This is a genomic window from Pseudoalteromonas porphyrae (assembly GCF_001298125.1).
Taxonomy (GTDB): Bacteria; Pseudomonadota; Gammaproteobacteria; order Enterobacterales; family Alteromonadaceae; genus Pseudoalteromonas; species Pseudoalteromonas neustonica.
Genome location: NZ_LHPH01000024.1, coordinates 44,636 through 66,910 on the forward strand (window position 1 = coordinate 44,636; position 22,275 = coordinate 66,910).

General features: G+C 39.3%; 18 protein-coding genes and 8 tRNA genes. 22 read left to right on the forward strand and 4 right to left on the reverse strand.

All coding sequences use genetic code 11. From position 1 onward, the window contains the following. Positions 1-114 precede the first annotated feature (114 nt). From ADS77_RS17305 to ADS77_RS17320, 4 genes are all read left to right on the forward strand, one after another. On the forward strand, positions 115-2,322 hold the full coding sequence (locus ADS77_RS17305; protein ID WP_054455535.1) for a M14 family zinc carboxypeptidase: 2,208 nt from the start codon (positions 115-117) through the stop codon (positions 2,320-2,322). A gap of 295 nt (positions 2,323-2,617) precedes the next feature. Beyond that, on the forward strand, positions 2,618-3,442 hold the full coding sequence (locus ADS77_RS17310; protein ID WP_054455537.1) for a phytanoyl-CoA dioxygenase family protein: 825 nt from the start codon (positions 2,618-2,620) through the stop codon (positions 3,440-3,442). A gap of 192 nt (positions 3,443-3,634) precedes the next feature. Continuing rightward, positions 3,635-3,973, forward strand: coding sequence for a hypothetical protein (locus ADS77_RS17315; protein WP_054205683.1), 339 nt, complete (start codon positions 3,635-3,637; stop codon positions 3,971-3,973). Beyond that, a complete protein-coding gene (locus ADS77_RS17320; protein WP_054455539.1) occupies positions 3,966-5,303 on the forward strand; it encodes an SPFH domain-containing protein in 1,338 nt (445 codons plus the stop codon). Before ADS77_RS17315 ends, ADS77_RS17320 begins: the two co-directional genes overlap by 8 nt. Positions 5,304-5,426: 123 nt before the next feature. Here ADS77_RS17320 and ADS77_RS17325 read toward each other — a convergent pair whose 3' ends face one another. Then, the gene (locus ADS77_RS17325) at positions 5,427-7,172 is read right to left on the reverse strand and encodes a methyl-accepting chemotaxis protein (protein WP_054455541.1); all 1,746 of its coding nucleotides are present in this window, start codon (positions 7,170-7,172) and stop codon (positions 5,427-5,429) included. Positions 7,173-7,365: 193 nt separating this feature from the next. Between ADS77_RS17325 and ADS77_RS17330 the strand changes: the two genes are divergently transcribed. The 5 genes from ADS77_RS17330 (at position 7,366) to ADS77_RS17350 (ending at position 12,616) form a co-directional block, all read left to right on the forward strand. Beyond that, a complete protein-coding gene (locus ADS77_RS17330; protein WP_082355713.1) occupies positions 7,366-7,878 on the forward strand; it encodes a M23 family metallopeptidase in 513 nt (170 codons plus the stop codon). A 107-nt stretch (positions 7,879-7,985) separates the two neighbouring features. Further along, positions 7,986-10,907: a UvrD-helicase domain-containing protein gene (locus tag ADS77_RS17335; RefSeq protein WP_054455543.1), complete on the forward strand. Its 2,922-nt coding sequence runs from the start codon at positions 7,986-7,988 to the stop codon at positions 10,905-10,907. A 106-nt stretch (positions 10,908-11,013) separates the two neighbouring features. Further along, positions 11,014-11,442, forward strand: a complete 429-nt coding sequence (locus tag ADS77_RS17340; protein WP_054205687.1) for a hypothetical protein — start codon at positions 11,014-11,016, stop codon at positions 11,440-11,442. Positions 11,443-11,574: 132 nt separating this feature from the next. After that, on the forward strand, positions 11,575-12,060 hold the full coding sequence (locus ADS77_RS17345) for a DUF4920 domain-containing protein (RefSeq protein WP_054205688.1): 486 nt from the start codon (positions 11,575-11,577) through the stop codon (positions 12,058-12,060). After that, positions 12,053-12,616, forward strand: a complete 564-nt coding sequence (locus ADS77_RS17350) for a PepSY-associated TM helix domain-containing protein (protein WP_054205689.1) — start codon at positions 12,053-12,055, stop codon at positions 12,614-12,616. The genes ADS77_RS17345 and ADS77_RS17350 overlap by 8 nt, the downstream gene beginning before the upstream one ends. Before the next feature lie 30 nt (positions 12,617-12,646). Here the strand turns inward: ADS77_RS17350 and ADS77_RS17355 are convergent, their stop codons facing one another. After that, a complete protein-coding gene (locus ADS77_RS17355) occupies positions 12,647-13,084 on the reverse strand; it encodes a hypothetical protein (protein WP_054205690.1) in 438 nt (145 codons plus the stop codon). A 156-nt stretch (positions 13,085-13,240) separates the two neighbouring features. After that, on the reverse strand, positions 13,241-14,188 hold the full coding sequence (locus ADS77_RS17360) for a sodium-dependent bicarbonate transport family permease (RefSeq protein WP_054205691.1): 948 nt from the start codon (positions 14,186-14,188) through the stop codon (positions 13,241-13,243). 131 nt (positions 14,189-14,319) lie between these two features. Between ADS77_RS17360 and ADS77_RS17365 the strand changes: the two genes are divergently transcribed. Next, the gene (locus ADS77_RS17365) at positions 14,320-15,294 is read left to right on the forward strand and encodes a LysR family transcriptional regulator (protein ID WP_054455546.1); all 975 of its coding nucleotides are present in this window, start codon (positions 14,320-14,322) and stop codon (positions 15,292-15,294) included. Between the two features lie 122 nt (positions 15,295-15,416). Here the strand turns inward: ADS77_RS17365 and cysK are convergent, their stop codons facing one another. Beyond that, positions 15,417-16,385 (reverse strand): cysteine synthase A, encoded by a 969-nt coding sequence (gene cysK / locus ADS77_RS17370; protein ID WP_054455548.1) that lies wholly within the window; start codon positions 16,383-16,385, stop codon positions 15,417-15,419. Positions 16,386-16,766: 381 nt separating this feature from the next. On the opposite strand from cysK, the gene ADS77_RS17375 reads away from it, so the two are divergent. The 12 genes from ADS77_RS17375 (at position 16,767) to ADS77_RS17430 (ending at position 22,225) form a co-directional block, all read left to right on the forward strand. Then, positions 16,767-17,918: a dicarboxylate/amino acid:cation symporter gene (locus ADS77_RS17375; RefSeq protein WP_054205694.1), complete on the forward strand. Its 1,152-nt coding sequence runs from the start codon at positions 16,767-16,769 to the stop codon at positions 17,916-17,918. A 160-nt stretch (positions 17,919-18,078) separates the two neighbouring features. Next, entirely contained in the window at positions 18,079-18,729 is a 651-nt protein-coding gene (gene uvrY / locus ADS77_RS17380) for a UvrY/SirA/GacA family response regulator transcription factor (RefSeq protein WP_054205695.1), read from the forward strand. 8 nt (positions 18,730-18,737) lie between these two features. Then, positions 18,738-20,561 carry an excinuclease ABC subunit UvrC gene (gene uvrC, locus ADS77_RS17385; protein WP_054455551.1) on the forward strand — a complete coding sequence of 608 codons (1,824 nt, stop codon included), beginning with the start codon at positions 18,738-18,740 and terminating at the stop codon, positions 20,559-20,561. 42 nt (positions 20,562-20,603) lie between these two features. Beyond that, the gene (gene pgsA / locus ADS77_RS17390; RefSeq protein ID WP_054205697.1) at positions 20,604-21,149 is read left to right on the forward strand and encodes a CDP-diacylglycerol--glycerol-3-phosphate 3-phosphatidyltransferase; all 546 of its coding nucleotides are present in this window, start codon (positions 20,604-20,606) and stop codon (positions 21,147-21,149) included. A 139-nt stretch (positions 21,150-21,288) separates the two neighbouring features. After that, a tRNA-Gly gene (locus ADS77_RS17395) sits at positions 21,289-21,364 on the forward strand. A 30-nt stretch (positions 21,365-21,394) separates the two neighbouring features. Next, a tRNA-Cys gene (locus tag ADS77_RS17400) sits at positions 21,395-21,468 on the forward strand. 37 nt (positions 21,469-21,505) lie between these two features. Next, positions 21,506-21,592, forward strand: a tRNA-Leu gene (locus tag ADS77_RS17405). 89 nt (positions 21,593-21,681) lie between these two features. Next, positions 21,682-21,757 (forward strand) — tRNA-Gly (locus tag ADS77_RS17410). A 39-nt stretch (positions 21,758-21,796) separates the two neighbouring features. After that, a tRNA-Leu gene (locus tag ADS77_RS17415) sits at positions 21,797-21,883 on the forward strand. Positions 21,884-21,931: 48 nt separating this feature from the next. Continuing rightward, a tRNA-Gly gene (locus tag ADS77_RS17420) sits at positions 21,932-22,007 on the forward strand. Between the two features lie 19 nt (positions 22,008-22,026). Further along, a tRNA-Cys gene (locus ADS77_RS17425) sits at positions 22,027-22,100 on the forward strand. Between the two features lie 38 nt (positions 22,101-22,138). Next, positions 22,139-22,225 (forward strand) — tRNA-Leu (locus tag ADS77_RS17430). Positions 22,226-22,275: the final 50 nt, after the last annotated feature.

The window sequence follows — 22,275 nt, forward strand, 5'->3', positions numbered from 1 at the left end:
GGAAGTTAAAGCTTAAAAAGCTCATTTAACATTTATTTGGGAACTAAACATTTAAGTTTTAACTTAAATGTTATATTTTAGTTAAAATAATACTAACGACATTGGTTATTCAGAATGCTATTTGTAGCCCCTCTTTTATTAGCAAGTACTTTATCGCTGGCTGGAGTACAAGATCCAGTTTATTTAGCGACGTTTGATAATGAACAACAAGAAATAAAAACGCGCATAAGCTTTCATCATGCACTTTTATCTGATGAACGAAATGGCATTTTATTACAGTTATCAAATCAGGATGTTTTACGCTTACAAAGCAAGGGTATTAAACTGACACCAGCAGATGCTTTATGGCACAGTAAAGTAAAAAAAATGCAGGAACAGCATGTATCTCAAAGTGTACAAACATCGGGGATCCCAGGGTTTGCATGTTATGCAACAGTTGAAGAAACACTTGCCAGCGTCGAGCAGTTAACGCAGCAATATCCTGATATAACGCAATGGGTAGACATTGGTGATAGTTGGCAAAAAATAAATGGTGGCTCAGGTTACGATCTAAAAGTATTAAAAATAGGTAATAAAAACCTTGATAATCCACCCGTGTTATTTATTCAAAGCGCATTACATGCCAGAGAATATGCGACAGCAGGCCTCACTCTCGACTTTGCTAAAATGCTACTTAATGATGCGAAAACAAATCCGGATATCGCATGGATTTTAGAGCGTCATCAAATTCATATATTATTTCAAAGTAACCCTGATGGTCGAAAAATTGCTGAGGCAGGCTACTTACAACGCAAAAATCACAATGAAAACCATTGCCCATCGGGGAATGTGGGTGTTGATCTCAATCGTAATTATTCATTTGGTTGGAATACGGTTGAAGGGGGATCTAGCGGGCAAGCTTGCCAAGCAACATATCGCGGTAAAAGCGGCGCGTCTGAACCTGAAGTGGCTGCGATAGAAGATTATATACGCAAGTTATATCCTGATGTGAGAGGCACAAATGACGATGATGCTGCGCCAAGTGATACACAAGGCCTATACCTTGATATTCACAGTTACAGCCGCCTCATACTTTGGCCTTGGGGAAATATTGATAAACCAGCTCCAAACCAAGCTGGGCTTGAATCGCTTGGTAAAAAGCTTGCATATTTCAATAATTACTTACCACAACAATCGATAGGCTTATATGCTACAGATGGTACGTCGGATAGCTTGGCGTACGGAGAGCTGGGTATTGCGCATATTACATTTGAGTTAGGTACTGACTTTTTTCAGTCATGTGATTATTACCAAGAAACACTAAAACCCGATAATCTAAAAGCGCTTTTATATGCGGCAAAAGTAGTGGAAGCCCCATACTTATTAACCCAAGGGCCTGATATTGAATCTATTGAGGTCGTTGGCAGTGTTGGTGGTAACATTGAAGTTAAAGTTAGCGTAACAGAAGAGCGCTTTAGTAAGCTCAATGGTGATTTAGTCGCAGATAACATTGCAACAGTAAAATACAGTCTTAACGAATACCCAAGTGCAGGAAATACCCGTTTAGCGACATTTTTAGATGGCAACGCCGACGCTAAAACAGAAAATGTTATTGCTACATTTAATCAATCAGACTTAATTGATGGAAAAATCACACTGTATTTTCAAGGGAAAGATATAACAGGGCAAGTAGGGCCTGTATCAGCATTTAATTTAGATGCGAGCTTACCAACACTCCGAGCGACAGCAACATGTGAAGGCGCAAAATGTGAGTTTAAAGCAGGCAACAAATTTGGTGGTTACTCATATTTATGGCAATTTGCTGATAATAGCTACAATGAAGAGCAGTTTACGGCTGTAATGCCTCAACTGGGCGAGAACAAAGTCACCTATCAACTCACTAATAAGTTTGGTACTACACAAAGCATTGAAATAAATGCTCAAGTGCAAGAACTCATTAAACCAGAAGCTAATTTTAGCGAGGCGTGCGAAATATATGTATGTAACTTTGATGCTGGGCTGAGTAGTGATTTAGATGGATCTCAGTTGACATACGAATGGACGATAGATGCCGATGTCGTGAGTGAGCTTGGCAAATTTGAACATGACTTCATACAAGATGGCACTTATGCTGTTGAACTAAAAGTCACTGATGAACACGGCCAGACTGCCACCAAACAAAGCGAAGTTGTATTTACAGCAAATACGACTCCACCTGTAGTTGTTGCGCCAAAACCTGATGTAACAGAACCCGAAGCTAAAAATTCAGGTGGTTTACTTAATTTTCTAACTTTAACTTTGTTAGGGTTATTTGTTTTACGAAGAAAAAAGCTGAAGCTATAAAATAACGTTAACAGTGATCATTTAGCCACAAAAAAATACCAGTTAGTCTACGCTAACTGGTATTTTTAAATTATTTAAACAAAATTATGGATTAACTGTGCAGTCGGTGATTTTTTCCACTCATTATCTACTTTTTTGTGCGATCTGAGTCCACCAAACTGCCTGCTAAATATATTGTTGGGAGTCTTGTGTTGTTAAAAAATACTACACAGTCCTTAATTAGGCCTGAATTTAGATAAGCTACTGTGCTGTATTAGTTGACCACAACAATATAACGAATAAGGAGGTTTGAAAGATGGAAACTAAATTAGTATCAGAACAGTTAAAACAGCAGGGGTTTGTGCTAATAAAACAAGTGATAGAACCGAGTGAAGTTATTGCGCTTGGGCATTTTTGCCAACACTTGACTGACGATGTAAAGTCACAACATTTAGCTGGGAGGTCGCTTAATAATGTTGCCATTATGCAACAAGCAGGCGAGCCTTTTGTTTACCGTATTAATTCACTTTTTCAGTTTCAGCCTCGGTTTGCTTGTTTATTAGCACACACCAAACTAATGAGTTATGTTGAGGCTATTGTTGGCGAACCGGTTTTACCTAGTTATGAGTCTATCGTTATTAAAAATTCATTAGACTCACTTGGTTTCGACTGGCACCGTGATATGGCCGTAAAAACGCAAGAACCTATTATCACACTTGGAATATATTTAGACGATGCGATAGCAGAGCAAGGAGCGTTAAAAGTAGTTCCTGGTTCTCATTGTAGCCAATTGTGTGTTTGCGATATAAAACGCCAGCTATCAGATTCTAGACTACAAAGCGTGAATGTGACTGCCAAAGCAGGGGATGTGGTTATTCATCATGTAAATACCGCCCACTGTTCGGGAAGGCAGGAGAGTTCAGCAATACGCAGAACCATTTACTTTGAATTTAGAGCTGTATCTCACTTTATTAATAACCCAAGATTTTCAAGTCAGTGGATTGAAAAACGCCAAGCACTTATGGCAAATATTAAGGCACTCAATTTAGAACACACCCAAAGGCATTTTCAACTCCCCAATGATTTTTATAATACTCAACAAATAGAAGCCGCCGAGTATTGTTTCGAGTTTGCGCAATAACTCGTACAAATAGCTGTTAAACCAATGCTGAATTCTACATTGTGGGGTAAGTTACGTATAGCTACAGCTGATGCAATATTTTTTATTCTGTTTTTTTCTGCGTTATCCTGTAAAATTATTAACTTAACATCTGTAAACAGCGTTTTATAGTTGTTATAAAAATCAACAATTCAAATTATATAAGTAGATTTTATGATTCTGTATATCATTGGGATAAGTATACTTATTGTTATATTGTGCTCGTCGCTTTATGTTATTTACAGTAACATACATAGAACACGAGTCAGTAAATCTAAAGAATACAATGTGTTATTTGATAAAGATACGATAGTAGATGACTTGATAACTCAACTTACCGAAAAAAATCAAACGCAAGAAAACGAAGATAAAGCACGCAAGAGCAAAGAAGATATCCTGACCACATTTATTGAGTTACACCGTTCAGGAAGTTTTTGTGCGCAATTAAGCGAGCAAGAAATCATTTATTTTGTTAAAAAGAAATTAAATATGGAGAGTAATAAAAATGGATAGCCAGCAACAACCCGCTACACAAGCAAATAAAGGATCTTTTATAGGGCGCTTTGGTCGTCGTAGCGTAATTTTAATTAGTGCCATTGTCATCGTACTCGTAGTGATTGCAACATTGACCTCACAAGTTATTTCGTGGAATGAAGCAGATGAACGGTTGGTTCATCAATCAGCCTTTACCGGTAATTTAACGGTGATTGATCAAGCTGGCCCTTATTTAAAAGCGTTTGGTACTACTTCGGCGTATAAAAAAGTTATTTCAATTAACTTTACAGGCGACAGCACCGCAACTGCCAGTGCTATTGTGCCGTTAATTCCTATTCGCTTTTTGGATACTACAACTGGTGGCGCAAGAGGAGTCTCACGTTTTAGACTGCCTGGTAATGTACCTGCGGGTGAGTCAGGTACTCTTCGCGGACTACTTAAAATACATGAAGAATTTGGTTCGCAAGAAACGCTCATCTCAAATCTATTAATGCGTGCAACCACTGAAAATGTAAAAGCGTCGGCGCGCATGATGTCAGTAGAGCAGCATTACTCTGGCGGTAATGGTCAATTAAGCCAAGATTTTTCTGATCAGCTTACAAATGGTATTTTTGTGACTGAGCAAATAATAAGTACAGGCGAGCGTGATAAAACAGATGATCTTAATAACCTAAGCAAACAACAACGAGTAACTATTAATATTCGTAAAGATGCTGAAGGTAACGCATTGCGTAATGCACCTATTTTAGGTGCGTATGGGATTACGGTTGTAGATGCGAGTATCATCGATATTGATTACGAAAGTAAAGTAAACGCACGTCTTGAGGCACAAAAGCAAGCGGCGGCAGATGAAGCACTTGCGCGACAAAACCTTAAAAAAGCAGAGCAGCAAGCACGAACTGAAGTGGCTTTAGGTGAGCAAGCAATTGCTAAGCAGCGCGCAGAATCAGAGAAGCTAAAGATCAAAGAGCAAATTGATGCTGAGCGTGTAAAAGCAAATGCAATTATTTCAGCGCAGCAACGTGTAGCGGTTAAGGCCGAACTTGCTAAAGAGCAGGCTGAGATTTTAAAACAACAACGTTTAGAAGCATTAGGTATGGATGTACTTGCTGAAGCGCGTCAAAGAGCGAAGTCTGCGGCACTTGATCCTAAATATGTATTTGATGAAACATTAAAAGCAGAAGTTAAAATTCAAACAGCATTATTTAAAAGTCTAGGTAACAGTCGCTTAGTACCTGAAATTATGATTGGTGGTGGGCAAGGTGAACAGGCTAATGGCTCAGAATTTATGCGCTTACTAGCAGCTGACGCAGCGTTAAATCTGCAAAAACGATTAGAGAAAAAATAATTTAGGTATTTCTATTTTATATTTTCAAGGCCGGCAAGTTTACTTGCCGGCGTTTTTTATAACTTTTAGGAAGCAAAATTTACTTGCTGCATTGAGCCGATAAACTCAGGGCGTATAAATCATTTAAGCTTTAAATTGTGAGGCACTTGCGTGTAGTTCTTTTCCTGTTTTTTCCATTTGTTGTACAATGGTCATAAAGTTATCGAGTTTATGAGCAGAATCTTGTGATAGTTGACTCATTTCGTTTATATTTGCATTTATATTTTCAGTTACTGAGAGCTGCTCTTGAGATGCACTTGCTACCCCATTGCTAAGATCCCTAATTTTTGACACAGTATTAAAAATAACCTGTAAAACATCTTGTGAATCTGATACTTGAGACTCAGTGGCTTTAACTTGGTTTTTACTTATATCAATAGCACCATTTGCAGTATTAGCCTTTGTTTGAAGCTGTTCGATAATGTTGGCTATTTCTGCGGTGGATTCTTGTGTTCTTTGAGCAAGAGATCGCACTTCGTCAGCAACAACTGCAAATCCTCGCCCTTGTTCGCCTGCGCGGGCTGCTTCAATAGCTGCATTTAAAGCAAGTAAATTAGTTTGTTCGGCTATTGCCTTGATAACTTCAACTACGCTAGAAACTTGTCCGCTTTGCTCGGTTAAATCAGCGATAATCTGTGCCGTTGACTCAAAGCGTTCAGAGAGTTCAGCGAAACTTTTATTTGTTTGGGTCATGACTTCAAGGCCTTTACGTGCCTCGTCTTCAGCTGTATTAGTATAATCTGCAGTGCTTACTGTGTTTTGGGTTACATCATTTAAAGTGGCTGTCATTTGTTCCGCTGCGGTGGCAATACTTTCCAATTTAGCGCTTTGTTCGTGTGCTATGTTGCGGTTATCTTTTACAAACTGCGATACTTCCTTAGCTACCGAGGTCATTTGAGTGCTTGCTACAGCTATAGCTTGTATGGTTGATCTAAAACTGCTAAGCATTCTGTTTACTATAGATGCAACTTCTTTTACTTCAGACACACCTTGCTCTTGGACTGTGGTTGTTAAATTATTACTCTCACCAATTGCATTAAACGCAATACCTAGTTCTATGATTGGTTTTGTCACGCGACGACGCGCAATGTAGAGCCCTCCCATACAAAATGATAAAGAGAAAATCACCACACAAACCGCAACAATAAGTAAAGAGCGGACTTCATCTTCAATTTTCTTTAATCGCTGACTGGTTCTGCTTTCAAGTTGAGTAAAGAATTTATCAACTGGTTTCATTATGTTTGCTTTGAATTCATGATATTCGTCTGAGTGGACAAGTTGTGAGGCAAAGTTTAGATCAGGTTCCCTTAACTGAGTAAACTGACCGTTTGAGTCTTTGAATTTTCCTTTAACCGCATTCATTGCCTCAACTTCTAACTGAACTAAACCATCTGAATTTTTTTTAGCTTCTTCTAATAAAGACAACTCGACTTTAGAAAATCCAAGCTCTTTCATTCGGTTAATAAGGTTATCCCTTGAGCCATCGGGCTTGGGTTTATTACCATAATCAAGAACGAGATCCCAATAAATTGTATGATAATTGACTGGCCGAGGTTTATCCCCGTTACGAATAGCAAGTACATCAAAATACATTTTTTCGTATTTTTCATCCCCCGTGATTGTGTATGTTCGGCCTAAACGAGTTAGTTCATCTGAGCTTTGGCGGAGCTCATCTGCAGCTTGATAAGCTAAATAGCGGTTCTCAGTGGCACTTTCAATTTCTTTTAACTCCGCGTTTAAGTAAAAAATTAAAAATGTAAGTGCCGAAAGTAATACAATCAGCCCTCCAAAAATGGAGGTCATTAAGAACTTTATTGAACGTACGTCCATAACATACTCTTTTTTATACAGTTACATTAAAGGTAGCTAAATCTGTTTGAAGTGCAAATATATAATTTACTTGTATTTATAAGCTAATAGAAACAGGGGATTAAAATTTTATATAAAAGCTGAATAGTTTGTGTTTTACGTTAGTATAGGTTCATATGATGAAGTTACTGACAGAAGCCGTCTGGAGTGAAGTTTGAAAGGAATAAAAATTTTTATAGTTGTTTTAATTATTTTATTAACCATAGGTTTATTAATACCTGAAAAAATAGTTATTCCAGTGCAAGGTGCTACGGCGAATGACTGGAATCACACTACCTTTTGGTATGAACCATGGGGGAGATCTGGCGTACACAAAGGGATAGATATTTTTGGTAAAAAACACACGCCAGTGGTTGCAGCCGTGAGCGGAGTCGTGGTGTACTCTGGTGAATTAAAACGTGGTGGAAAAGTGGTGGCATTACTTGGGCCTAAATGGAGAATTCATTACTTTGCCCATTTAGAGGATCACTCGGTCAGTGCTGGCGATTATGTTTCGGTCAACGAAGTCATTGGCAGTTTGGGAGATACAGGCAATGCCGCAGGTAAGCAACCTCATGTGCATTACTCTATTTTATCTTTATTACCATATCCTTGGTTGATGACCACTCAAAACCAAGGTTGGAAGAAAATGTTCTTTTTAAACCCTCATAAAAAACTGTATCGGTGAATCCACGCTAAAGCAGACAAAATAAATACCGTTATTTTTACACTTACTTTGCTGATTAACTTAAAATACCAGCAATTGACTCTTTTAAATTAGGAATTCAGCAGTTAATGGATTCTATTGCATTTAGCCTGCTTGGGCGTTTATTTTCGAAACAAGCTTCCTTAGCCTTTGATCAACATACACTCGTTATTCGTCAAGGTAACTCTATCATCCATATTAGTTGGAATGAGCTGGTTGCACCGCTGTCGTTTGCGTATGGCATTTTGGGTCAAACCGTTCGCTTTACTACAGCGCAACACAGCTACACTTTTTCAATGCGTGCGTATGGCACTCATAGGGCAATACGTGCACAGTGTGAACAATATTGGGTTAATGCGAATACAGTAAAGCTTGATGCCTTTTTAAATAAAGTAACCAAACTGGTTAATCAGCGATATTTGCGCCAGTCTCATGTGAGTCGCATTAAGCAGCTTGCGCTGCAAGAGCACAGCCGATGGCTACCGTGGGTTAAAAACAGTCCAGCCCTTGAATTAGTCAATAAAAAAATAAAGGTATTAGAGCAATATGCTCATTGGGATGATGCCCTTACATACTATTTGCAACAAAAATACGTGACCAAACAACTTAAATTACACCACGAGTTTTTTGACTGTATTGAAGCAAACCCGTTAACGCTAAGACAAAGACATGCTTGTGTGATTGATGACGATAACAATTTGTTATTGGCTGGTGCTGGCACAGGTAAAACCAGCGTGATGATAGGGCGCGCTGGTTTTTTAGTGCAAAGCCAGCAGGCGCGTTACAGTGATATTTTACTTTTGGCGTATGGCCGAAAAGCCGCAGATGAAATGGATGAACGTATTCAACAAAAACTTGCTACGGATAAAATAAAAGCGGCGACGTTTCATAGTGTTGGCCTAATGATTATCTCACAGGTTGAACAGGCTAAACCTAGCATGAGTGTATTTGCTGAAGACGAAAAAGCCAAAGCTAAATGGGTGCAACAATGTTTTGAATCACTGATTGAAAAGAGTGCAACGTACCGTAAGTTGGTGTTAGATTATTTTAGTAAATATTATTACGTTGAAAAGAATGAATTTGATTTCAAAACCTTAGGTGATTATTACAGCTACTTAAATGATAATGATATCCGCAGCCTCAAAGGTGACAAAGTAAAAAGCTTTGGTGAGCTTTACATTGCTAATTGGCTTTTTTATCACGGTATAGATTATCAATACGAAGCGCCTTACAAAGTGGCGGTTAAAACTATTGATCGTAGACAATATAAGCCGGACTTTTATTTACCTGAGTACGATATATACATTGAGTATTATGGCATTGATGAGGCCGGTAATACCGCCTCGTATATTGATAAAGCCCAATATCACAACGCAATGGACTGGAAAAACACCACCCATACCAGTAATAACACTCACTGTATAGCGCTGACCTATGGGCAACATAAACAAGGTGCGTTGTTAAGTGAACTTGAGCAGGCACTAAAAAGTGTTAACGTGCACACTCAGATGCTGCCAGTTGAATCACTGCTTGAAAGTTTAAAAGAGACGGGGAGAGTCACTGTATTAGCGGGATTATTTGCTCAATTACTCAGCTTATATAAAGGCGCATATTTAAGTGCTACGGATGAAGTGAAAGTGCTTAAACGTTCGCTTGATGTCAAGCAAACAACGCAGGCACTAGCGTTATTAAAGCCGATTCTCACTCACTACAATGCTCACTTGCAGCAGCGCGGCGAAATAGACTTTGAAGATATGATTATCAAAGCAATTGAGTATGTAGAGGCAGGTAAGTTTAAATCGCCTTGGCGTTATATTATGGTTGATGAATTTCAGGATATATCTGAGGCAAGAGCCCGATTAGTTAAAGCATTGTGCGATAGCCTCAAAGGTAGCTCGGTATTTGCGGTAGGCGATGACTGGCAAGCAATTTATCGTTTTAGTGGGGCTGATATTAAGCTAACCACTGAGTTTGCTAACTACTTTGGTTTTACCTCGCAAACCACCTTGGATACCACGTTTCGTTTTAATAATAAAATAGGCGAGGTTGCCTCTGCCTTTATTAGTAAAAACCCAGCGCAGCTTAATAAAACGATTACTTCTTTAACGCACGTTTCACAGTCAGCGGTGTCATTATTAAAGCGAGGAAGTAACGCGCCAGCTGTTTTTAAAAGTAATTATCACAGTGATATACCTGAGCTTGTAAATGGCGCGATTGATGAGGTGCTTAATGCAATTCATACTAAAACATGCAAACCAACAACGGTGTATTTTTTAGCGCGATTTTGGTTCCAACTGCCAAGTAAGACAGATATTCAAACCATGTACGCTAAATACCCATTGTTAAAGATTCAATCGCAGACTTTTCATGCCTCAAAAGGCAAAGAAGCTGATTACGTGATCATTATCGGGTTACAAAAAGGCAAGCATGGATTTCCGAGTGAAAAAGCCACACCTGCAATTTTAGAGGCTTTATTACCAGCGAAAGAAGCGTTTACTTATGCAGAAGAACGGCGGTTATTTTACGTAGCACTAACGCGAGCCAAACATCGTGCGTATATTATCGCCGATATGGCCAATGCCAGCTGTTTTGTTACTGAATTAATAGCTGAACATGACATAGAACAGCATGAATTTAGCACTGAGGTGGATCAACTCCACGGCGAGGATATGAACTGTATGCGCTGTAATGGCGGTGTATTAAAAAAACAAACAGGGCGGTTTGGTGTGTTTTATTCATGTTCGCACTATCCACGTTGTGAACATACAGAAAAACCCTGCGAACAATGTCAAAGTCCCATGACTCGAAGTCGCTATACGGGTTTTAAACTATGTGTAAATACACGCTGTAATCACTTAGTGCCAACGTGTGATAAATGCGACGCTGAAATGGTGCTACGCAGCAGTGCAAAAGGGCAGTTTTGGGGATGCAAAAACTATCAAGGCAATGAAGAACTCAGCTGCAAAAATAGTAAAAACAGCATGGCAATTAAATGGCCAGAGTTGGTCTAGTGGTTCAAAAAGCTTTTTTTAAAGGGACATAAAAAATTATCTATAAAAATAACTCATGAAATAATAAGTGTTTTTACTCGTCAACAATGATTAGGTAATTTTAATAATGAGATTTTCGATTGAAGAAATGGAGGCTGCTTTTACAGAAATTAACGAGCATGCAAATCCAAAATTAGCTTTTTTAGGCGCTTTATCAGGCTCATTGCCGGCTATTGCGGTTTATTTTTTATTTATGGAAATGGGAGGTTTGTTACTGATTATGCTATTTTTATCCCCTTTGATTATAGGCTATTTTGCTCGTTTCGTGGGTAGAACTTACAAAGTTAAACACCGTATATCAGTCGGTGTTATTGGCGCACTTGTGTACATCATTGGATGTATATTACTCGGTTTGGGCCCTTTATATTACCTTTTAGTTCCCGTTGCGTTTGGTGTTGCAATGACAACTGCAAAAATTAAACTTTATAGGGTTCATGAGTGGGCAATTGAATGGGAAGAAAACGGTAAACTTTTTAAAAATAAAAGCGCTGAGTAATTATTCTATCGTTAATTTATTGAAAATGGTTTTTATTTGCATTAAAGTGCGATGGGTTCTGCATATGTAAAGCGCATAAAGTGTTTATTACTTTAGCTAGTTTATAAATTTTAAGTCGATAAGGAATTTTAAATGAAAATTTGGATTGAAAAGGCTAAAACGATTTTTTGTGCTGTGCTTTTATTCAGTGGATTTGCGTTTAACGTATCAGCAGGCACGCTTCACTTTGGTGGAGAGGTCAACGCGGGCAATATTACCAAGATTTCAACGATAATGAATGATCCGGATGATTATTTAGCCACGCCCGTTACTATAGAAGGAACAATTGTAGGTGTTTGCGAAAAAAGAGGTTGCTGGATGTCATTGGCATCAGATCAGCGCTTTCAAAATTTACGGATTAAAGTCAACGATGGTGACATGGTGTTTCCTATGACTGCTAAAGGCCGCAAAGCAATTGCAACGGGAGAACTTAAAAAAATTGAACTGACCCTGGAGCGCACAAAAACTGTTATGGCGCACAGAGCTCAAAAAGCTGGTGACGACTTTGATCCAAGCAGTGTTACGGAACCAATGGCTATTTATCAATTAAATCCAAGTGCGGTAGACATCCTTGAGTAGTACCACAAATTGGTATAAATTAAATCGTAGTCTGCACCGTGATGTAGGCTATTTTTGTGTTGGCTTGATTCTTATTTTTTCAGTATCGGGGATCGCTGTAAACCATAAAGATGATTGGAACCCCAATTATAGAGTCGATGTGACACATATTGATGCAGCGGGCACACAGTGGCATGAAGAAAACGATAGTGAGTTAATTTTACAGGTGCTATCTCATGTTGAAGCTAATGTCGAAGTAAAAGCTTCATACTGGTCTGCAAAAGATGAATTTAAAGTGTTTTTGAAAAATGGTAATAACCTAAGTGTGAATTTAGCCACAAGCTCTATTACTTATGAACGCATTGAAGCAAGGCATATATTTCAGGCATTTAATCGCTTACACCTAAATGAAACAAAAGAATCGTGGGTAATATTTTCTGACATATTTGCCGGATTACTGATTTTTCTCGCTTTGAGTGGCTTATTTATGGTTAAAGGTAAATATTCTCCTCTAGGGGTTAAATCACTGTGGATTGGGTTAGGTATTCTATTACCTGCGGGCTATATTTTTTTATGATGGCTGTAAGCTAACACCTTGTTTTAGTAATTAAGTTGTTTTAGATTTCTTAAGTTTTTTTTCCATCAGACTTAGCAGTTGCCCATTTAAATCAATGATTTTATTTTGAAGTATTTTCTTTTGTTCTACTGCTTGCTCAGATTCATCGTCACTCAGTTTTTGTAGCTCTTTTTGTGTCTCAGCTATTTGCTCTTTTAATTTAGCAATCATTCTATCGGTTGGATCTTGACTCGTTTCGTCCTCTTTTTTATCAACGCCATGTTGCGCATTGTCATATAGCTGCTTGGCTATACTTTCTCCTAATTCGGTTTTATTTATCTGTTTATTTTCTTGATTGAGCTTGTCTTTTCCCTGCTCAGAAATAGAGACGTGACTATTTGGCAAACTTACATTTTGTATTGATGGTTGTTGGGCTGTGATTTGTGGCGATACGCGTTGTTTAGCGTATAAGTTGATGTTAAGTGCCATGGTCGTTCTATTAATATTATCCATAATATTGAGCAAATTTAAAGTGAGTATAAGCAAGTGTTATTTATATATCGGCCAGGTAAGCTAGAGCATGAGATTTATTTTTTCAGGCAAAAGAAGCACCTTAGGTGCTTCTTTTAAACTGAATGACGTGGGTTATTGCATCGCCACGGCAAGCTGGTGATACAAACCTATACCGATAAGTACATTAAACGGGAAGGTAACACCGAGTGAACTTAGCATAGCAAGGCCAATATCTGCTTTCGGTATCGCGGCTTTAATGGCAGCAGGAGCAGCAATATATGAAGCGCTGGCCACTAAACTTCCAAGAATAACCACCGAACCAAGCTCTAACTCTAAAAGTGTGCCAACAGTCACACCCACGGCACCTAATACTAACGGGGTAACGATGGCAAAAAAAGCCAGCTTCCAATGGTGCCAAGGAATAGGACGTAATGTTTGTGCCGCTGTTAAACCCATTTCTAGCAAAAATAGAGCAAGTACGACTTTAAAGCTATTTGTTAATAACCCCGTTACTTGGCTGCCCTGCTGTGTACCGTACATCATACCGATTATCACACCACCTACCAGTAGAATAACGCTCTTATTAGTTAGCGTCTCATGCCACAGAGCTTTGAGTGATAATGTATTTTCAGAGCTATGTTGTTTGTCTAAGCGCCTATAAAGTAGCAAGCCAACTATAATTGCAGGAAGCTCTAACATGACTAAATAGAGAGTTACCTCTGCCCCAACAGCGAGTTGAGCAGATTCCGCGTAGGCAAGGGCTACCGCAAAAGTACCGGCGCTAACTGAGCCGTAATGGGCTGCAATACTTGCGCTGTTCGCGACGGATAGCTTAACAACATACTTTAAAATAGGGTAAAGAGCTAATGGAATGAGTGCGCCAATTAGCATAACTGAGCCCATCTCGGGGAGTAGTTGCCAACTTAAATTACCATGCAGTACCATGCCACCTTTCAAGCCAATCGTAAGCATTAATAATAAACTCAGTGTCTCGTATGTTGCTTTAGGGATAGTAAGATCCGAACGTAAGACACCGGCGACTAATCCTAAAACAAAAAACATAACAACAATATCTGGCACAACTCTCTCCTGTGGGTTTGAAGTAGGACTATTGTAGAGAAAACTTTGCATAGCAAATAATAAAATGAATGATAGGAAGGTATAGTATATTATCTATGGGTTAATATTTATTACTTATTAAAGGCGTAATAATGGATCTCAGGCATATTTCATTTCGATTACTTGAAGTTTTTATGAGCGTTGTAAAAACGGGCTCAATAAGTGAAACTGCACGACGTTTACACTTAACGCAGCCGACAGTTTCATTGCAAATAAAGCGTTTACAAGAGGCTGTAGGAGAGCCATTGGTCTACATGAAACAGCAAAAACTGCAAGTTACAGAAGCGGGTTTAGCATTATTTAGAACATGTCAGCAGGTGTTTGGTCATTTTGACGACTATAGTGATTTACTGTCCGAAATTAAAGGCGGCGAGCGTGGGCGATGTAAAATTGCGATGGTCAATACAGCTCAATATATCTTACCTAAGTTACTCGGGCCTTACAGTAACTTCCATCCACATGTTGAATTACCGCTGGAAATAGGTAATAGATCTGAAGTCTTATCACGTTTTGAACGCGGCGAAGATGATATTTATGTTTTTAGTCACCCACCTTCATTAGAGCATGCACAGGCCGCTCGGTTTTTAAAAAATCCACTCGAATTTATTGCACCAATAGATCACCCTCTAGCGGATGCTGAGCAGTTGTCTCTTGTTGATTTAGCATCGCACCGGTTTTTGTTGCGTGAGCCTGGCTCTGCCACACGAATGTTGTTTGAAAGCGAACTGCAAAGACGTGGGCTTGTACTTAGTAATACGGTACAGATGGCAAGTAACGAGGCAATAAGAGTCGCGGTATCATCGGGAATGGGAATAGGGGTATTGTCGCGTCATGTTTTACCTGCGCAAGAGGCTGGTTTCAAAGTGTTAACCGTAACAGATGTCAGTTTGGCGAGTCATTGGTATTTTGTAATACGTACAGATCGGCATATTTCATATGCTGCACGCAGCTTCTTACAGTTTGCGCAAATGCATTTGGAGCAATATCTTGATACTCAATGGGTGCGCAACGAGTTACTAACGCTTAATGTGAGCTTAGATGCTGAGCAAAAACGTTTCAGCCGTTAAAATACAGTACTCAACAGTCGTTGTACTAAGAGAAGTATTGCTTTATAAATAATCAGTCAGGATTACTTTAGGTATTAAAAAAGGCCTAACAATGGCTAGACCTTTTCTAAAATTAAACTGGTTTATTGAACAAGTTCTTGCTCAGAAAACTCTTCTGCAAATAATGGGCTAGACAAGTAACGCTCTGTTGCGCTTGGTAAAATAACGACAACATTTTTGCCAGCATTCTCAGGTAATTCCGCAATACGTTTTGCTGCAACTACAGCTGCACCAGATGAAATACCCACTAAAATACCTTCATCTTTCATTAGTTGATGGGCCATTGCAATTGCATCTTCGTTAGAAACAAGTTCAGCACCATCAATTACTTCAAGGTCTAAATTCCCAGGGATAAAACCTGCACCAATACCTTGGATTTTATGTGGACCAGGCTTTATTTCTTCATCTGCTAGGGTTTGGCTAATTACTGGTGAGTTAGTTGGCTCTACAGCAATTGATTTTACATTTAGGCCTTTTTCAAGTTTTAAATAACGGCTTACACCCGTAATTGTACCGCCAGTGCCTACACCTGCAACGAAAAAGTCAACTTTACCGTCCGTTGCTTCAAAAATTTCAGGGCCAGTCGTTTCAAAGTGAATTTTAGGATTTGCAGGGTTTTCAAATTGTTGTAGCAAAATAAACTTAGTAGGATCACTTGCTTGGATTTCTTTTGCTTTTTCAATTGCGCCATTCATCCCTTTTGCGCCATCAGTTAGCACAAGGTTTGCGCCCAATGCTTTTAATAGCTTACGGCGTTCAAGGCTCATAGTATTAGGCATAGTCAGCGTTAATTTGTAACCACGAGATGCTGCCACAAACGCAAGTGCAATACCTGTATTACCTGATGTTGGTTCAATAAGTTCTTTATCTTTAGTCAATTCACCTGATTTTTCAGCTTCCCAAATCATTGATGCACCTATACGGCATTTAATACTAAAGCTTGGGTTACGTGATTCAATTTTGGCAAAAATATTACCAGTGGTTACACGATTTAGTTTTACTAATGGTGTATTACCGATAGTGAGTGAATTATCTTCAAAAATTGTAGACATTGTGTTCCCTTGGGTGCTGTTTATTCAATCGGGGGTTGATATATTAATAAATCAACCGTAATAGCCACACTCTACTGTGCAACGAAAAAAATAAAAGTAAAGTTTGGCTATAAGATATATCTATTCGGCTTATATTTGAATGAAATAAAACCAGCCTTTGTTTTAGTGACTAAAAAATAAGGGAACTTAATATGAAATTTGTTGCACTAGATCATAATGAGCAAAAATCTTTAAATTATAATCAACACACATAAGGAAAGAATGTTGCAATGGTGTAACGATGTTATTTTATACAAACAAACTGTTTTTGAGCGGTTTTATGACACATCTCCTTTAAAACATGATAAAACCCTATGCATCTAAATTTATGAAGTGATCACGATGACGTTAATCTTAAAGTTAATTGCCGGTATAGTGGCCGGTATTTTAGTGGGTCTATATGTACCATTAACAGGTGTAGAACTCCTTTATACTGTAAAAGAAGTAATTGGTCAGTTGATCACCTTTACTATCCCGTTAATTATTTTATTTTTTATCGCATCAGGGATTGCCGGCTTACCTAAAGGTTCAGGCCATTTATTAGGTAAAACCGTAGGTTTTGCATATGGATCTACCGTTATTGCTGGAACATTGGCTGTTGTGGCTGTGAGTGCGATTATTCCGTTGTTTGATGGCGGTTTAACTTTTGAAGCTGAAGTGGCCACTGAAGTTGCCAGTTTTATTGATTTAGAAATCCCTCCATTAATGGGTGTAATGACCGCACTTGCGACTGCTTTTGTATTTGGTATTGGTATGAGTCAATTGCAACTTGAAACACTTAGAAAAGTATCAGATCAAGGTCGCGATGTAATAGACGCTTTATTAGCAAAAGTAATTATTCCTGCACTGCCTTTTTATATTGCGGGTGTATTTGCCGAAATGACTGTTGCTGGTTCAGTAGTTGATACCTTGCAAACGTTTGGTGTAGTACTTGTAGCTGCATTAGTAATGCATTGGCTTTGGTTAAGCGTTTTATATATAGGCACGGGTATTTTGTTAAAGCGTAACCCAGTTGAGTTAATTAAAAACATGCTGCCAGCTTATTTTACTGCATTAGGTACGATGTCTAGCGCTGCGACGATTCCAGTGTCTTTACGTGCAAGTAAAGCAAATAATGTTAAAGAAGATGTCGCTAACTTCACAGTTCCTTTATGTGCGACTATCCATTTGTCAGGTTCGACAATTACGATTGTGACGTGTGCAATGGCAGTTATGTTTTTGTCGCCAAATATGGATGTGCCATCTCTATTTGGAATGTTGCCATTTATTATGATGCTTGGTGTTGTGATGATTGCAGCCCCAGGCGCACCGGGGGGCGCTGTAATGGCTGCATTAGGTTTATTAACGAGTATGCTTGGCTTTAATGAAGGTGCAGTCGCGTTAATGATTGCCCTATACTTAGCGCAAGATAGCTTTGGCACAGCCTGTAATGTCACAGGTGATGGTATTATTGCATTATGGGTTGATCGTTTTAGCGATAAAGCGTCTTCTTAAGTTAATTACCACCACGTTACATAGAGTACTCAAGTGAGTATTTTTACGTAGCGTGGGCTGAATGGAACGATATTTGAGTTATCGTTTCATCTTTTCTGTGTTAATGTGGCGAATTAAATTGTCACAATGACATGCTGTTTAGTTATATGAGGGTGTTCCATTGATTAACGTACTTTTAGTTGATGACCATGAGCTTATACGTACGGGTATCAGGCGTATTCTTGATGACGTTCGTGGGTTCAAAGTAGTTGGTGAAGCTAAAACAGGTGAAGAAGCTGTGCAGTTTTGCCGTCAGCACTCACCTGATATAGTGCTCATGGACATGAATATGCCAGGTATCGGCGGTCTAGAAGCCACCAAAAAAATCTGTCGCTACTGCCCTGATGTCAAAATCATTGTACTTACAGTGAATTGTGAAGACCCTTTCCCAAGTAAAGTAATGCAAATTGGCGCACATGGCTTTTTAACCAAGGGCGCAGGCTCAGATGAAATGGTTAATGCCATCCGTGCAGTTAATGCTGGACAACGGTATATAGCACCAGAAATAGCCCAACAAATTGCGTTAGCGCAAGTAACAGGCCGTACTGATGAAAATCCATTCCAGTGTTTATCTGAACGAGAGCTGCAGATCATGTTAATGATCACAAAAGGGGAAAAAGTACAAGATATTGCTGAACGTCTTAACTTAAGTTCTAAAACGGTGAACAGCTATCGTTACAGGATGTTTGAAAAACTTAATGTTAGTGGCGATGTTGAGTTAACTCACTTAGCTATTCGACATAAAATGATTGATATAGACAGCTCTCACTAATCTGCTTTATGGCCGAATTTGATCACGCCCACTTCTTAAAAACGCTATCAAGTGAACCTGGTGTTTACAGGATGCTTGATAGTGACGACAATGTTATTTATGTCGGCAAGGCTAAAAATTTAAAAAAACGCGTGAGTAGCTATTTTCGTAGCACTGTAACAGACAGTAAAACGCGTGCCTTAGTCAGTAATATTTGTAATATTGATATTACGTTGACAAATACTGAAACCGAAGCGTTATTGCTTGAAAACAATTTAATAAAAAAATACCAGCCTCGCTATAACATTTTATTACGTGACGATAAGTCTTACCCTTATATATTGTTGACAGCACACAAGCATCCAAGGCTTGCATTTCATCGTGGAAGCCGCAAAGTTAAGGGCGAATATTTTGGGCCATTCCCAAGTGCCGGCGCTGTATCTGAAAGTCTGCGCTTAATGCAAAAAATATTTCCTGTTCGACAATGTGAAGATGCTTATTACCGTGTTCGCAGCCGACCATGTTTGCAACATCAGCTAAAGCGTTGCTCTGCGCCATGTGTAGATAAAGTATCAGATGATGAATACAGCCAGCAAGTTAGTTATGTACGCAAGTTTTTGACTGGCAAGTCCCATGAAGTTATTTCTGATTTAATTACTAAAATGGAAACCGCAAGCCAAGCATTACAATTTGAACTCGCTGCAAAAGTACGTGATCAAATAATGTTGCTGCGAAAAATGCAGGAACAACAATCCATTTCAGGAAATTACGCTGAAATGGATGTGGTTGGTTTTGCGCATTTAAATGGACTCAATGGTATTCATTTGCTTATGATCCGTGATCATAAAGTTCTTGGTAGTAAAACCTACTTCCCAAAGGTTCCAAAAGACTCCCAGCAACAAGAGATTTTAACCTCATTTTTAGGGCAGTATTATTTAGCGCCAGGTGCAACAGGGCGTATTGCGAAAGAAGTTATACTGCCATTTGCGATTGACGAAATAGACGTACTTAGCGATGCATTAAGTCAAGTAAGTGAGCGTAAAGTTAATTTAAAAGTTGTAACTCGGGGAGAGCGAGCACAATACCTACAATTAGCTAATAAAAATGCCCTCAATAGCATCACCGTTAAGCAAAGTACGCAAGACTCAATTAATAAACGTTATGCACAGCTCAAAGCTACTTTGCGCTTAGATGACATTAATCGTATGGAGTGCTTTGATATAAGCCACACCATGGGTGAGAATACTGTCGCCAGTTGTGTTGTGTTTGATTCGCAAGGGCCAAACAATAAAGAGTATCGGCGTTTTAATGTGACGGGTATCACCGGTGGTGATGACTACGCAGCAATGGAGTTTGCACTTAACAAACGTTACAACAAACTGGTAGATGAAGAAAAAATTCCAGATGTTATTTTTATTGATGGTGGTAAAGGTCAGTTATCGCGTGCAGAGCAGTACTTTTCAACTTGGCCCCATACAAAAATGCCGCTACTAGTCGGTGTTGCAAAAGGCACTAGCCGAAAACCGGGGCTAGAAACCTTGTTAATTGATGGTGGCCGAAAAACGATTCCGATGGATTCTGATGCACCCGCACTGCATTTAATTCAACATATACGTGATGAATCGCATCGTTTTGCAATAGCAGGACACCGTAATAAGCGCCAAAAACAACGCACTCAATCATTATTAGAAGAAATAGGTGGAGTCGGCTCAGTTCGACGCCAAACATTATTAAAATTTTTAGGGGGCATGCAGGGAGTAAAAGCTGCTAATATAGATCAATTAAAGCAAGTACCCGGGATCAGCTCTGACATGGCTGAGAAGATATTTAACCATTTGCATGACAAGGGCTAGCCCTTCGTGCGAATATAGAAAAAAAGACATCCCCAAGTAGTTATGTGGAATATTCCAAACACACTCACAACCTTTAGACTTTTCCTTATCCCCATTTTTTTGGTGGTATTTTATTTGCCCTATTCATGGGCTTTCTTTGCTGCGGCCTTTATTTTTTGGCTCGCATCTATCACAGATATTTTGGATGGTTATTTAGCACGCAAGCTTGAACAATCAACACCCTTTGGCGCATTCTTAGATCCTGTTGCTGACAAAGTAATGGTGTGCACCGCATTGGTTGCCTTATCTAGCTATTATCAATCAATGTATATGACAATTCCTGCTTTGATTATTATAAGTAGAGAAATAGTTATTTCAGCTTTACGCGAATGGATGGCTGAACAAGGCAAGCGCGATAATGTGGCCGTATCTAATATGGGTAAATTTAAGACCGCAGCACAAATGTTAGCCATTATTGGTTTAACATGGCAGTACGATAGCTGGATGATGTATCTAAGTTATGGCTTACTTTATATCGCAACTCTTTTAACGGTGACTTCTATGCTGCAATATTTGATTGCTGCGTGGAGTGAATTGACTAAAAATTGAGTCTAAACGTATAATAACGCACCATTTTAGATAAAAAACAAGCAAACAGTTCAAAACTAGCATTTTTTGTATTGACGCGTTTAATAATCTCTGTAGAATGCGTCCGTGTTGAGAGGGCATAGCCCCTTAGATAAACAAAGCGGCACTAGCTCAGTTGGTAGAGCGCGACCTTGCCAAGGTCGAGGTCACGAGTTCGAGCCTCGTGTGCCGCTCCAGTTTATTTTAATGGTTTACCCCAGCGTTGGGGCGGAATGGCAGAGTGGCCATGCACCGGATTGCAAATCCGTTTACCTCGGTTCGACTCCGGGTTCCGCCTCCATTTCAACACTCCACATGCTTTTAATAGCAAACTCGATGCCCGAGTGGTGGAATTGGTAGACACAAGGGATTTAAAATCCCTCGACTAACAAGTCGTGCCGGTTCAAGTCCGGCCTCGGGCACCACTTTGTGGTTTAGTTATATCGCCAAATGTAACTTATAAAAATTGTATTACATAAATTAGTTTATGTGATTTATTTAGAATTAATATGATGCGGCACTAGCTCAGTTGGTAGAGCGCGACCTTGCCAAGGTCGAGGTCACGAGTTCGAGCCTCGTGTGCCGCTCCATATTAATTTTATCCACTTGCTTTAAGTAGCAAACTCGATGCCCGAGTGGTGGAATTGGTAGACACAAGGGATTTAAAATCCCTCGACTAACAAGTCGTGCCGGTTCAAGTCCGGCCTCGGGCACCACTTTAAATTATTTTACCAAGGTAATTTAAAGAAGATAAAAATAGTTTTGCGGTACTAGCTCAGTTGGTAGAGCGCGACCTTGCCAAGGTCGAGGTCACGAGTTCGAGCCTCGTGTACCGCTCCAAATTATTTGGAAACATTTAGGCGGAATGGCAGAGTGGCCATGCACCGGATTGCAAATCCGTTTACCTCGGTTCGACTCCGGGTTCCGCCTCCATATAATTTAATCCACACGCTTTAATTAGCAAACTCGATGCCCGAGTGGTGGAATTGGTAGACACAAGGGATTTAAAATCCCTCGACTAACAAGTCGTGCCGGTTCAAGTCCGGCCTCGGGCACCAATCTATCCTTTATAGATTGCTTTAACTTAATATTCCAAGTTAAAAATAGT

Bases quoted from the DNA above. Each gene is read 5' to 3' on its own strand.
- ADS77_RS17325 (WP_054455541.1), bottom strand. From the start codon at position 7,172: ATGGACGTACGTTCAATAAAGTTCTTAATGACCTCCATTTTTGGAGGG.
- pgsA (WP_054205697.1), top strand. From the start codon at position 20,604: ATGTGGAATATTCCAAACACACTCACAACCTTTAGACTTTTCCTTATC.
- ADS77_RS17355 (WP_054205690.1), bottom strand. From the start codon at position 13,084: ATGGCACTTAACATCAACTTATACGCTAAACAACGCGTATCGCCACAA.
- ADS77_RS17305 (WP_054455535.1), top strand. From the start codon at position 115: ATGCTATTTGTAGCCCCTCTTTTATTAGCAAGTACTTTATCGCTGGCT.
- uvrC (WP_054455551.1), top strand. From the start codon at position 18,738: ATGGCCGAATTTGATCACGCCCACTTCTTAAAAACGCTATCAAGTGAA.
- ADS77_RS17310 (WP_054455537.1), top strand. From the start codon at position 2,618: ATGGAAACTAAATTAGTATCAGAACAGTTAAAACAGCAGGGGTTTGTG.
- ADS77_RS17365 (WP_054455546.1), top strand. From the start codon at position 14,320: ATGGATCTCAGGCATATTTCATTTCGATTACTTGAAGTTTTTATGAGC.
- ADS77_RS17320 (WP_054455539.1), top strand. From the start codon at position 3,966: ATGGATAGCCAGCAACAACCCGCTACACAAGCAAATAAAGGATCTTTT.
- ADS77_RS17375 (WP_054205694.1), top strand. From the start codon at position 16,767: ATGACGTTAATCTTAAAGTTAATTGCCGGTATAGTGGCCGGTATTTTA.
- ADS77_RS17340 (WP_054205687.1), top strand. From the start codon at position 11,014: ATGAGATTTTCGATTGAAGAAATGGAGGCTGCTTTTACAGAAATTAAC.
- ADS77_RS17345 (WP_054205688.1), top strand. From the start codon at position 11,575: ATGAAAATTTGGATTGAAAAGGCTAAAACGATTTTTTGTGCTGTGCTT.
- ADS77_RS17335 (WP_054455543.1), top strand. From the start codon at position 7,986: ATGGATTCTATTGCATTTAGCCTGCTTGGGCGTTTATTTTCGAAACAA.
- cysK (WP_054455548.1), bottom strand. From the start codon at position 16,385: ATGTCTACAATTTTTGAAGATAATTCACTCACTATCGGTAATACACCA.
- ADS77_RS17315 (WP_054205683.1), top strand. From the start codon at position 3,635: ATGATTCTGTATATCATTGGGATAAGTATACTTATTGTTATATTGTGC.